General features: G+C 64.8%; 9 protein-coding genes and 1 tRNA gene. 5 read left to right on the top strand and 5 right to left on the bottom strand.

Annotation, left to right across the window (positions count from 1 at the left end; translation table 11 throughout):
• The first annotated feature begins 33 nt into the window (after positions 1-33).
• From KAK11_RS18050 to KAK11_RS18040, 3 genes are all read left to right on the top strand, one after another.
• Entirely contained in the window at positions 34-858 is an 825-nt protein-coding gene (locus KAK11_RS18050) for a symmetrical bis(5'-nucleosyl)-tetraphosphatase (RefSeq protein WP_210810711.1), read from the top strand.
• 52 nt (positions 859-910) lie between these two features.
• Positions 911-1,000 (top strand) — tRNA-Ser (locus KAK11_RS18045).
• A 106-nt stretch (positions 1,001-1,106) separates the two neighbouring features.
• The gene (locus KAK11_RS18040; protein ID WP_210810710.1) at positions 1,107-2,144 is read left to right on the top strand and encodes a GGDEF domain-containing protein; all 1,038 of its coding nucleotides are present in this window, start codon (positions 1,107-1,109) and stop codon (positions 2,142-2,144) included.
• Between the two features lie 58 nt (positions 2,145-2,202).
• Here the strand turns inward: KAK11_RS18040 and KAK11_RS18035 are convergent, their stop codons facing one another.
• From KAK11_RS18035 to KAK11_RS18025, 3 genes are all read right to left on the bottom strand, one after another.
• The gene (locus KAK11_RS18035) at positions 2,203-3,963 is read right to left on the bottom strand and encodes a GGDEF domain-containing protein (protein ID WP_210810709.1); all 1,761 of its coding nucleotides are present in this window, start codon (positions 3,961-3,963) and stop codon (positions 2,203-2,205) included.
• Positions 3,964-4,042: 79 nt separating this feature from the next.
• Positions 4,043-6,304 (bottom strand): putative bifunctional diguanylate cyclase/phosphodiesterase, encoded by a 2,262-nt coding sequence (locus KAK11_RS18030; protein WP_210810708.1) that lies wholly within the window; start codon positions 6,302-6,304, stop codon positions 4,043-4,045.
• On the bottom strand, positions 6,301-6,711 hold the full coding sequence (locus KAK11_RS18025; RefSeq protein WP_210810707.1) for an Hpt domain-containing protein: 411 nt from the start codon (positions 6,709-6,711) through the stop codon (positions 6,301-6,303). The genes KAK11_RS18030 and KAK11_RS18025 overlap by 4 nt, the downstream gene beginning before the upstream one ends.
• 249 nt (positions 6,712-6,960) lie before the next feature.
• On the opposite strand from KAK11_RS18025, the gene KAK11_RS18020 reads away from it, so the two are divergent.
• Positions 6,961-8,541 (top strand): sensor histidine kinase, encoded by a 1,581-nt coding sequence (locus KAK11_RS18020; RefSeq protein ID WP_210810706.1) that lies wholly within the window; start codon positions 6,961-6,963, stop codon positions 8,539-8,541.
• Here the strand turns inward: KAK11_RS18020 and KAK11_RS18015 are convergent.
• A complete protein-coding gene (locus KAK11_RS18015; protein WP_210810705.1) occupies positions 8,531-11,101 on the bottom strand; it encodes an ABC transporter permease in 2,571 nt (856 codons plus the stop codon). The genes KAK11_RS18020 and KAK11_RS18015 overlap by 11 nt on opposite strands.
• 178 nt (positions 11,102-11,279) lie before the next feature.
• On the opposite strand from KAK11_RS18015, the gene KAK11_RS18010 reads away from it, so the two are divergent.
• Complete coding sequence (locus KAK11_RS18010; protein ID WP_210810704.1) at positions 11,280-12,113, top strand: dioxygenase family protein; 834 nt, start codon at positions 11,280-11,282, stop codon at positions 12,111-12,113.
• Here KAK11_RS18010 and aroQ read toward each other — a convergent pair.
• Positions 12,101-12,538, bottom strand: coding sequence for a type II 3-dehydroquinate dehydratase (aroQ, locus tag KAK11_RS18005; protein WP_210810702.1), 438 nt, complete (start codon positions 12,536-12,538; stop codon positions 12,101-12,103). The genes KAK11_RS18010 and aroQ overlap by 13 nt on opposite strands.
• Between the last annotated feature and the right edge of the window lie 48 nt (positions 12,539-12,586).

Raw genomic sequence — 12,586 nt, 5'->3', positions numbered from 1 at the left:
CAAAACGGGGTGGGAGCGTAGCAGAATCGCGCGATGCACTACTTTGTTGGCGATATCCAGGGCTGTTGCAGCGCCTTTGACAAGCTCTTGGACACCTTAGATTTTTCCCCCTCGCGCGATCATGTCCATGTCTTGGGCGACCTGGTCAACCGTGGCCCGGCCTCCCTGCAGGTGTTGCAAAAGCTCCAGAGCTTCGGCGCCAGTGCGACTTGGTTGTTGGGCAACCATGACCTCAGCCTGTTGGCGGTGGCCCAAGGTGTGCGCAAGCCGGGCCGCAAAGACACGCTCGACGCGATCTTGACTCACCCACAACGCGGCGCCTGGCTGGAGTGGCTGGTGCAGCGCGGACGCTTGGCCGACCACACGCAAGGCTGGCTGACCGTTCACGCCGGTGTTCACCCTGCCTGGACCACCGAGCAAACCTTGGCCCTGGCGGCCGAGGTCGAGGCTGTCTTGCGAGGCCCCGCCCAGGCAGATTTCTTGGCGCAAATGTTTGGCAACGAACCCCCGCTTTGGAGCCCCAATCTCAGCGGGGTGACGCGCTGGCGCTTCATCGTCAACACCTTGACACGGATGCGGTTCTGCGACGCCCAAGGCCGCATGGACTTCGACACCAAAGAGGGTGCCGACCACGCGCCAGAGGGCTTCAAGCCCTGGTTCGAGCACGCCCAGCGCGCTGCAGCGGGCCAACCCATCGCCTTTGGCCACTGGTCTACCTTGGGTTTGGTCAACCGCGCGGACTTGCTGGCCCTGGACACCGGCTGCGTGTGGGGCGGCCAATTGACGGCCGTTCGGGTGGATGGCGGCCGACGCGAAGTGACCCAAGTGCAGTGCGCCCAAGAACAAGCGCCAGGATGAGCCATAATGCAGCCCTTCTCACCCACCCAGCAGGGCGGCGATGAGACCCCCAGGAAGCGTGGCCGAGTGGTTTAAGGCTCTAGTCTTGAAAACTAGCGTAGGGGAAACCTTACCGTGAGTTCGAATCTCACCGCTTCCGCCAAAGTGGCTCAATCCCGCTGAGCCCGGGCCGATATCCCAGACAGACCCTTGCCAACGCCGCAGTTGGCACCGCGCGCACGGCGCACTCCATTTCTGTCTGGGCCCTCATGTCACGTCTTCTCGATCATCTGGCAGATTTAGCGGGCCACCGCGACCGCGACACATTGGACGAGGCCGTGATGAGGTTGATCGATGAGCTGATTTGCCCGCAGTACGTGGCCATTCACCGCACCGTCGGCAGCCTGGAGGCTCCCCGCTGGCTGACGCATGTCTATAAGCGCCATCGAGGCGAGCCGTACCGCAGCTATGAGGCGACGCGGGACGCGGGGCCCACCGTCCCGCTGGAGAGCCTGCCTTATCACCTCACCTGCTTGCAGTCTGGCGAGATCGTGCGCGTGACCCAAGCGCCCGCGCATTGGCTCTACCCGCTACAGACCGACAACGAGATCGTGGCCGTGCTGGAGGTGTGGCAGCTCAATGCCCCCTCCCCAGAAGAGGCTCGCATCTTGAGCGCTGTCCGGCGCTATTACCGGCATTTGCGGGGCTTGCTGGATGAAAACGAACGCGACGCGCTGACCGGGCTGCTGAACCGCAAGTCCTTTGACGAAACTTTTGTGCGCGCAGCCTTGCAGTTGGGCAACGACGTCCCCGCACCGCAGTTCAAGGCCGACGAGCGCCGGCGTCCACTGCGCAATACCCGCTATTGGTTGGGCGTGGTGGATATCGACAACTTCAAACGCATCAACGACGAATTCGGCCATTTGATGGGCGATGAAGTCTTGCTGCTGCTGGGTCAAATCATGCGGCACAGCTTCCGCCATGAGGAACATCTCTATCGATTTGGCGGCGAAGAGTTTTTGGTGCTGCTCAGCGGCGACCGTCCGGCCGACGCCCGCCAAGCGCTGGAGCGCTTGCGCACCACGGTGGCGAGCCATGACTTTCCGCGCGTGGGCTCGCTGACGGTCAGCATTGGCTACACCGAGTTGCAGCCCGGTGACACACCCAGCGCCGCCTTTGAGCGCGCCGACCAAGCCGTCTACAAAGCCAAACGCGACGGCCGCAATTGCTGCGTAGACTTCGACAAACTGGCCCTCGATCACCCCTTGGCCGAATCCGCCAACACCGGGATGGTGGAGTTCTTCTGAGGCCGAACGGGGCCACTCAGGCCCCGTCATCCCACAGGCTTCTCAGCCCCCCGCCTAGTCAGGCCATACAGGTGCGGTTTTTGCCGGTGCGCTTGGCCTCATAGAGCGCCTCGTCCGCGCGCTCGAGCGCGTCACCCAAGGCTTCGCTGAAGCGATAGGCCGTGACCCCCGCTGAGAAGGTGACCAACACGTCTTTGCCTTCATGCATGAAGAGGCTGGCGCTCATTTGGCGCTGCAGACGGGTCAAGGTCTTCTGGGCTTCGTCGACCGGTGTTGAGGGCAAGAGCACCACAAATTCTTCGCCGCCAAAACGCGCCACGATATCGATGGGGCGCAGCGCATCCCGCACATACTGCGCCAGCGCGATCAAGGCCTGATCCCCAGCGGCATGGCCTAGGCTATCGTTGAGCTTCTTGAAGTTGTCAATGTCGAGCAGCCCGACCGACAACTCGCCCCCTTCACGGCGCATGCGAGCTTGCTCAACCTCGAAGGCCTGCATCATGCCGCGCCGATTGGCGATTTGGGTCAGGGCGTCTGTCGCCACCTCGTCAGACAGGCGGCGCAGCTCGGTTTCCAGCTCACGCACCCGCTCCTCCAATTCGACGGCACGCGCATGTTCGCCGTTCAAGCGCTCTCGGGTGCTGCTGACCAGGCCATGCACTTCGCGGCCCTCATCCAGCATCTCCCGCACCACGCCGGCCAGGCTCTCCAAGGAGTCCGCCTTCTCGATGGTGCTCATATAGCGCTGCATGCCGTCGCTCAGGCGGCCGGTGTGCTGATCAAGTTCGCCCAGCTCATGCAGCATGCGCTGAATCAGCTCCTTGAGCGCCAGGCGAGCGCTGTTGCGCTCTTGGCGGACATCGCGTTGCCGCAAGCGGGCCTCGGCCAACAAAGTGCTGGCCGATTGAACGGCCCGGGCATTGGGCCGCTCGTCCAAGCGTTGGCGCAGGCTGTTGAGTTGCCCCTGCACCCAACTATCGTCTTCGGCCAATTCCGCCAGGCTGCCAGCCAGCTCTTGGCTGAGCACATGCACTTGGTCGAGCAAATGGTGCCGGTGTGACAGCAGCCGCCCAGCCCGCTCGCACACCTCTGCCACCGCGCGCGCCAGCGGGGCGGTGGCCCCTTGCTCGGCGATCTGGTCGGCCAATGCGGCGAGTTCATCGGCCAGGGCCACCGCACGCGGCTGGTCTGACGGCAGGGCCAAGCGAACCGTGTGCTGCAAGGGGTGCAGCACCTGAGGCCAGGCCGTGACCACGGCAGGCGCCACGGGCGCGACAGCCTGCGCGGGCACAGCCGCCGAACCGTGCTCGCTGGCGTCCGCGGCGGCCTCTACAGGCTGATCGCCGTCATCCCAGGAGTTGACGAGCTGCCGCAGGCGCTGGGTGAGACGCTGCACATCGCTGCGGTTGGCATCCAGCACGCGCTTGAGGCTGTCCTTTTTGCGGGCCAAGGTCCATTGCTTGCCGCCACGCTCCAGGCCCTTGGCCATGCGGTCGATGACTTGCGCCAACGCTTGCGCTTGGTGGGACGAGCTCTCGCCTGCGCGCTCCAGCACCCGTGAGGCTTCGTTCCAGTCGCCGTGCAGCAGGTGTTTAAGCAACTCGTCTCGGGCATCGGCTGCGTCGACCAAGCGCGCCGCCATGCGCTCCATCAGCGGCTTGGCTTGGCTGGGCAGGGTGACTTGGGGGCGGCCATGGCCACATTCTTCAGCCCAGGCTTGGGCATAGTTTTCCGGCGTAGGCTCTTGACGAGCCAAGGCCAAACGTCGCAATGCCGCTTTGGCGATCTGCGCCGGTGTGAGTTCAGAGGAGTCAGTCATGATCGAGCCGGGGCATGGGTGTCGCTCGATATCGGCAGTCCAGGCTCAAACTGAACAAGGACTTGCGGGCTGCTTGAGATCAGGCCCCCGCACTGGTGATTTGCGCACGCTCATCAGCGTCGTCCATGCCGACCTCGACGCTGGCAATCCAAGGGCCCTTAGGGGCAATGGACATGCGGCGCACCCAGTCGCCAATCTGGTCCCCGGGAATGGGGCGGCTGAACATAAAGCCTTGCATGATGCTGCAGCCCTGGCGGTGCAAGACCTCTTGCTGGCTGAGCGACTCGACGCCCTCGGCAATGACCCGCAGGCCCAGCGCGCGTGCCAGGGCCACGATGGTGCGAATGACGGCCGTGCCTTTGCGCGTCACCACCAAGTCGTTCACAAACGAGCGGTCGATCTTGACCTCGGTGATGGGCAAGGTGGTCAGGCGCGACAGCGAGGAGTACCCTGTGCCGAAGTCATCGACGGAGATCTGCACACCAATCTCGTTGAGGCGCTGCAGCGTGGGCAAGATGCTCTGCAGGTCCTTCATCAGGGAGTCTTCGGTGATCTCCAGAAGAATCATGCGATGCGGGATGTCGTGCGGCTCCACTGCGGCTCGCACCAACTCGACCAAGTCATTGCGCAAAAACATGCGATTGGGCATGTTGACAGCGATGGACTCGTTGAAGCCAAAGTCATCTTTCCAGACCCGCGCTTGGCGGGCGGCCTCGCGCAGCGCCCATTCTGAGAGCGGCACGATCAGGCCCGTCTCTTCGGCCAAGGGGATGAAGTCGCCGGGTGGCACCAATTGGTCGCCGCGCTTCCAGCGCATCAGGGCCTCCACGCCCACCATTTTGGCGGTGGCCACATCGACCTTGGGCTGGTAGTAGAGCACCAGTTCATTGCGCTCAATGGCCTTGTGCAGCGCCGTCTCCAGCTCCAGCTTTTCGCGGCCTCTGCCCGCCAGTTGCGGCGTGTAGAGCATCATGCCGTTGCGACCGCTGGACTTGGCCGCATACATGGCCACGTCGGCATTGCGCATCAGGTCATGCACATTGGTTCCATCACGCGGGAACAGTGCGATGCCCACCGACGCCGTGGCAAAACACTCTTGCCCAGCCACGTAGATCGGCACACGCAAGGCTTCCAGCACACGCTGGGCCACACGTTCGGCGTCTCTTTCGTCATGGACTTCGGGCAGCAAGGCCACGAACTCATCGCCGCCCAAGCGACCCACCGCTTCAAGGGCGCGGTGGCTGCGGCCACCGACGGACTCGACCAGGCCGTCAAAGATCTGATCGGAGTGGCGTACACAACTGCGCAAACGCAGCGCCACTTCAATCAGCAGCTCATCGCCGGCCGCATGGCCCAAAGTGTCGTTGATGTTTTTGAAGCGGTCCAGGTCGATCATCAGCAGCGCGACCTGGTGGTTCATGCGCCGTGATTGCTCCAGCGCGCGCTCGGTGCGCCACATGAGTTGGCGCCGGTTGGGCAGGCTGGTCAGGGAGTCGTTGTTGGCCAAGCGACGAATGCTGTCCTCCGCCTGCCGGCGGTCTGTCACGTCCTGGACGATGCCGGTGTAGCCATTGCATTGCCCATACTCGCCAAACTCTGCCTCGGCTTCGACATGGATGATGCGAAAGCGCCCGTCGGGCAGGTTCATCGGCACATCGGTGTTGATCACCGTGACCTGGCGCAAGAGCATGCGGGTTTGGCGCAACAAGCCACGGCGGTCGACGGGCGGCACCATGTGCAGCAGCGCACGCAGGGTCAGGTGCTCGTCCGGCCCGCAGCCAAAGACTCGCAAGCCTTCTTCGGACAACTCCAAGCCACGGTCCAGAGAATAGGCCTGGGTTTGGTCATACCACCAATCGAAGCTGCCCATGCGCGCCAGGTCTTGGGCGCGAGCCAGCTTGGCCTTGCTGCGCACCAACTCTTGGTGCGTGCGCGCAGCGCGCAACATATAGCGCAGGCGGCCGGCCAGCAAACTCCATTGGTTGGACTTGACGAAAAAGTCAGTGGCACCAGCCTGGTAGGCGCGATTCACCGAGGTCTCGTCATCCAAGCCGGTGAGCATCAGCACGGGGACGTTTTCAAACCCGTACATCTCACGCAATTGACGGCAAGTCTCAAAGCCGTCCAGCCCTGGCATGCGGGCATCGAGCACGACCAGGTCGGGCGTCCAGTGGCGCAACATGCGCAGAGCGCTGTCACCGCCGGTGGCTTCGGTCACCTCAAAGCCGTGCTGGCTCAGCGCGGCGGACACCAACAGCAAATTGACATCATCATCGTCAACAAGCAGCACCTTCGGGTGCTCAGGCACACCGTTTGCGTTGGTGCCGTAGAGGTGATTCATGCCGAAGCAGGCCCCAGCAGTCTGGAGGCTGCCGCTCGGACAGTGGCCGCCTCTCGTGCGAACTCGGCCATGTCGGAGGGGATGCCTCCGAGTTCCTGGCGCCGGATGGCGTGCTCAATGCGCTCACACAAACGCGAGAACTTCAACGCCCCCACGCTCGCCGAAGCCGACTTGAGGCTGTGCGCCGCACGGGATAAATCGTCGTGGCGCCCGGCCCCAAACGCGACGTTGGCCGCGTCGACTTGCTTGTCGAGCGAGCGAATGTAGGTCTCCAGGACCTTGCGCAAGAACATGTCGCCGCCCGTTGGGTCCAGCGAACGCAATTGATTCAGGCTCGCAGGGTCCAGCACCGAATCATCGGTTTGCGCGTCGGAGACGGGACTACTGACGGTGGAGAGATCAAGCATGGGCTGTGAAGCTGGGTCAGGCCGCAAAGCGAATGCGCAGGCACGGGTGAAGACGATGCGGCATCCCCTTCCCTCGGCACCCATGCGATGCACTCTGATGGCGCAATATACATCGATACGAGTGCGGAGCATCGGGCTAACGTGCACCGCCGTCAAGCCCGATAAGCAGGGTTGTAACCTGATTTCACTGCCCTTTGCCGTTTCGCAAGAACCACAGCCGTCTCAGTTGGCCTCCGTACAATGAGCCTCATGCGTCTGCCCTCTCGTGACCGTGCAGCACTGACCGACTGTCCCAAAGGCCAGGTCGCGGGTTCGCTGTCTGCGATCGCCAGCATGTGGGCGGCACCGGTCTCTGCGCAGTCCTTGGCTCCGCCAGGCACCGTCACAGCCTACGGCCTGCTGATGTGGCTCGGATTTGGCATCGCCTGTACGGCCGCTGGCGCGCTCTGGGTGCGCCAGCGCTTGCGCCTGCAGCAGCAGCGCGTGCAAAGAGACGTCGAAACCCTGATCGCCCTGAGCGAACACGCTGTCTGGCGCACCGACGCGGAGCACCGATTGCTGATGTGGCGTCCAAGCCCAGAGGCCGAGGGACCAGCCTGGCAATTGGCCAACCAACAAGGACAAGCCTTCGCCCAGTTGTTTGCGCTCGAGGACGATCCCGAAGACGCCCTGGCCTTGCGCATGGCGGCGGGCAGCACGATTGGCCCCTTGCGTGCCGTGCTCAAGTCAGACGGCTCGCGGTGGCTGCTGCGGGCGCAGGCCACGCTGGATGCCCAAGGGCGCGTCTTGGGCTATTTGGGCACCGCCCAGCCCTTGGCCCCGGCCTTGCAAGCGCGCCACGACAAAGTGCTGCTCTCCCGCCTGTGGGGCGTGATGGCGCAGCCGACCTTTTTGTTGCAGTCCGAAGCTCAGGGCTGGACCGTCCGGCAAGTCAGCCCCGCCGCCCAGCAACTGGTGGGCGGTGAGCCCGGTGCGCTGCTGGGACAGGCCTGGGAAGCGGTCCGTAAGGCCCTTCCTCCGGACATGGCCCAGGCCCTTGAGCGCCTGGAGCCAGGCGGCGTGGTGACCGTGGCCGGCTGGCAAGCGAGACTGGTGGAGGTTGACGCCGGGTCTGACTTACCCGCGTCGAGGCTCTTGTGCCTGAGCACCGAAGCCAAGCCCCAGGCCCAAGAGGACCAAGAGTCCTTTGTGTACTCCATCTCCCACGACTTGCGTGCGCCCATCCGCGTGGTCGAAGGCTTTTCACGCATCCTCAAGGAAGATTACGGCCGCTTCCTGGACCGCATTGGCAACGACCACCTCGACCGCGTGCTGGCGGCGGCTGCGCGCATGAACAGCATGATCGACGCGCTCTTGGCACTGTCGCGCCTGCAGTCGCAGCCTTTGGCCCGCAAGCCGGTGGACTTGTCGCAACTCGCCACCTACATCCTGGAAGACCTGCGCCGCGACCAACCCGAGCGCGCCGCCGAGGTGCTGATTGAGCCGGGCATCATTGTGCAAGGCGACCCCACTTTGCTGCGGGTGGCCTTGGAGAACCTGCTGGGCAATGCCTGGAAGTACAGCAGCAAGTGCCCGCAGACCCGCATTGAGTTCAAGCGCGAGCTGACCGAGGGCCAGAACACCTTGGTGGTGGCGGATAACGGCGCAGGCTTTGACATGCGCTTTGCCGACCGCCTGTTTGGCGTCTTCCAACGCCTGCACAGCGCCAAAGACTTCCAAGGCACGGGCGTGGGCCTGGCCTCGGTGCGGCGCATCATCCGCCGCCACGGCGGCGACATATGGGCCGAGTCCGAGGTCGGCCAAGGGGCCCGCTTCTACTTCACGCTGTAGAGGCCTGGCGCAAGGTCTGCATCACTGGCCGGCGCAGCACTTCGCGCAGGCTCCACCAGCCCGCCAAGCCCGCCAGCACAGCGCCTGCCACCATGCCCACCAGGGGCACCCAGGGCGATGCCGTCCAGGTGAACTCAAACACCCAGCGCGCCAAACCTGCACCCACACCCATGGCTGCGGCACTGGCCAAGCCACCCGCCAGCGCACCCAGGCCCATCAACTCGGCCCGCTGGACCTGGCCCAGGAGGTGAGACGAGGCCCCGCAGGCCCGCATGATGGCGGCTTCGCGAATACGCGCATCGCGCGTGGCGCTGATGGTGGCCAGCAGCACCATCAAGCCCGTGGCCACGGTAAAGGCAAACAACACCTCCACCGCCCGAATGACTTGATTGAGCACGTTTTGCACCTGGGCCACCGAGGCCGAGACATCGACCACCGTGACGTTGGGAAACTGCCGCCCGACTTGGCTGTCAAAGCCCGGCGTGGCCGGCGCCTTGAAAGCGGTCATGTACGTTGTAGGGACATCCGGCATCTCGGCCCGCGGGAACATCACAAAGAAGTTGGCGCGCATCGAGCCCCAATCGACCTTGCGAATGCTGTTGATGCGGCCCTCTTGGGTCTGCCCGCCCACGTCAAAGCTCAGCACATCGCCCAGGCCCACGCCCAGACGCTGGGCCAAGCCTTCTTCGATGCTCAAACCGGAAGCATCGGGCGCCGCCCATTGGCCCTTGACCAAGACGTTATGGGTCGGCATCTGCGCGGCGTGGCTGAGGTTAAGTTCACGGTCGATGGTGCGACGCGCCTCTGGGTTGGCGGCGTACTTGGGGCCGGTCGGCTCGCCGTTGACGGCCACCAGGCGGCCTCGGATCATGGGGTACCAATCATGGCCCGTCACCCCGGCCCCCTTGAGCAAACCTTGAAAAGCCTCGGCCTGGTCAGGCTGTATGTTGATGACAAAGCGGTTGGGCGCATCGGGTGGGGTGGCCTTGCGCCAGGAGTCCACCAGGTCTGTGCGCAGCAGCACCAGCAGCGCCAGGGCCATCAAGCCCACTGCCAGAGATGCCACTTGCAAAACCGCCAGGCCGGGCCGCGCCGCCACTTGGCGCGTCGCCAGCAAGAGCCAGCGCGGCGCGGTGGCCTCTGACACCAGCTTGCGAAGCAGCAAGACAGCGCCCCAAGCCACCAGCGCAAACACGCCCAGCGCCACTGCGAAACCGCCCACCGTCAGCGCGCCCATCTTGGGATCGCGGGCCACGGTCATCAGCAAAGCCCCCAGCGCCACCACACCCGCAGAGACAGCAGCCAGTGAGGCGGGGCGGATCTGACCCACATCGCGGCGCATCACCCGCAAGGCCGGCACCTTGGCCAACTGCAAGACGGTGGGCAGGCCAAAGCCCATCAACAGAGCGACCCCGACCCCCAAGCCCAGATAGGCGGCACGCCCGCTGGGCCAAGGCAAATCGGTGGGGACCAAAGCGCCCAGCAGGCCAATGAAGGCAAAGTGGACGGCGGCACCTGCCAGGACCCCCAGCCCGCTGGCCACCAGGGCCAGCAGCGCAAACTCCAGCACAAAGGCCCAGGCCATGCTGCGCTGGCTCAGGCCCAGCACCCGCAGCATGGCGCAGTCGTCCAAGCGCTTCATCGCAAAGTCGCGCGCCGCCACAGCCACCGCCACCGCCGCCAGCAGGGCCGAGAGCAAGGCCACCAGGTTCAAGAACTTTTCTGCGCGCTCCAAGGTTTGGCGCATCTCCGGCCGGCCGTTCTCTAGGTTTTCCACCCGCACGCCCTTGAGGTTCTTGTTTTTCACCTCCGCCTTGACCCATTGTTCAAACCGCTCCAAGGACGACGCTGACCCCGCTGCCACCACGGCCAGGCGGTAGGTCACGCGGCTGGCCGGCTGCACCAAGCCCGTGGTGGCCAAGTCTTGCCGGTGCATCATCACCCGAGGGGCAAAGCTCATGAAGCCCGCACCGCGGTCGGGCTCTTGGGTCAGCACGCCAGCAATGCTCAGCCGCGCATCGCCCAGCCACAAGCCATCGCCCACCTTCAGGCCCAAGCCCGACAACACCGCCTCTTCCACCCACACCTGCCCCACCGCCGGCCCACGGCGTAGCGACGCCGGCTGGGTCTGCCCCTGCGCTTGGACTTTGAGGGCACCACGCAGCGGGTAAGCCTCGTCCACCGCCTTCAGCGCCACCAGCCGCGTACCTCCGCCCTGCTCGTCGCCCGCCCGCGCCATGCTGGGGAAGCTGGCATGCTGGGTCATACGCAGGCCAGCACTTTGCGCACGCTGCACAAAGCCCTCGGGCAGGGGCTGGTCACTGCTGATCACCAAGTCGCCACCCAGCAGTTGGGCCGCATCTCTTTGCAGCCCCAATTGCAGCCGGTCGGCAAAGAAGCCCACGGCCGTCAGCGCTGCCACCGCCAGCATCACCGCCACCAAGACCAAACGCAGCTCGCCGGCACGGAAGTCCAGCACGGTTTGCCGCCAAGCCAATTGCCACGGAGAGGGCGAGCGGCGCGACGATGATGATGGGGTGGATGGTGCTGCGAATGACATGAAGCGGCCAGTGGGTGCAGAGGCCCAGACGATAGCCCAAGGCGCAAGCGTGCATGGCCCAAAGGCTTTTTACGGTCGTATGCGGCCTGTGGCGGGGTAGCGCGGCCGACAGCGCACCACAGATTCCATGCAGTTGTTTTGAACGATAGGCCGCAGTGGGGGCTCAACAATCGTGCGCATGGCACATCCCACGTTTCCCCCGCTTTATGTCTCCCACGGCTCGCCCATGACAGCCCTGGAGGCCTCGGCCGCCAAAGCCGCCTGGGAGCGCTTGGCCCAGCGTTTCGCCAGCGGCCCGACGCCACCCACGGCGGTGATCGCCATCTCAGGCCATACGCTGACACGGGAGCCGGTGCTGCTTGCAGCCCCGCAGCATGAGGCCGTGCATGACTTTTCGGGCTTCCCCGCCGAGTTGTATGCCTTGCGCTACTCCGCCCCCGGCGCACCCGCCTTGGCCCGGCGGGTGGCGAGCTTGGTCGAGCGTGCCGGTTTGCCGCTTCATGTCTTGCCCGAAGGCGGCATGGACCACGGCATCTGGACGCCGCTGCGCACCTTCTTCCCTGAGGGGCACGTCCCGGTGCTGCCCCTGGGTTGGCCACCGCACTGGAGCCCGTCGCAGCTCTTTGCGCTGGGTCAGGCGCTGGCGCCCCTGGTGGATGACGGCGTGTTGATCCTGGGCACGGGGGCCATCACCCACAACCTGCGGCTGTGGGCCGGCGGGCGGGGCGCGGTGGATGCGCCGGAGATCCCAGAGAGTGCCGCCTTTCGCACCTGGATGGCCGAGCGCAGCGCGGCGGCGGATTGGCCCACCTTGTTGGACTATCGCCGCCAGGCACCACATGCCGCGCACATGCACCCGACGGACGAGCACCTGCTGCCCTTTTTTGTGGCCGCCGGTGCTGCGGGCACCAAGCCGGTGGGCCTGCGCCTGCACGAGAGCGTGACCTGGGGCCACCTGGGCATGGACATCTACGCCTTCGGGCCGCAGGCCCAAGCGCTTCAACCCTTATAGCGGCCCACCAAGAAGCGCAGGGCGGCACCGTAGCCGTGCACGCCCAACCCTGCGATCACGCCCTCTGCAATGCCGGAGATGTAGGAGTGGTGGCGGAACTCCTCGCGACGGTGGACATTGCTGATGTGCACCTCCACCACAGGAAGGGCGACGCCTGAGAGGGCGTCCCGCAAGGCCACGCTGGTGTGGGTCAGACCGCCGGGGTTGATGACGATGGCGGTGGTGCCGTCCTTGCGCGCCGCATGAATGCGGTCAATCAAAGCCCCTTCATGGTTGCTTTGAAACGCGTCGGCCTCCACACCCAGGCTTTGAGCCTCGGCCTTGAAGCGCTCCTCCACATCGGCCAGCGTGTCTGCGCCGTAGATGTGCGGCTCCCGCGACCCGAGCAGGTTGAGGTTAGGACCGTTGAGGAGCAGGACTTTCATGATGCAGCGGACTTGGTGGAGATCGAGGGAAGGATTGTGCCGCGCCCC

This window comes from Ideonella paludis (assembly GCF_018069865.1).
In the GTDB taxonomy this organism is placed as follows: domain Bacteria; phylum Pseudomonadota; class Gammaproteobacteria; order Burkholderiales; family Burkholderiaceae_C; genus Ideonella; species Ideonella paludis.
Note: the sequence above shows the minus strand (reverse complement) of the source record. Positions and strands in the feature narration are given on the sequence as shown.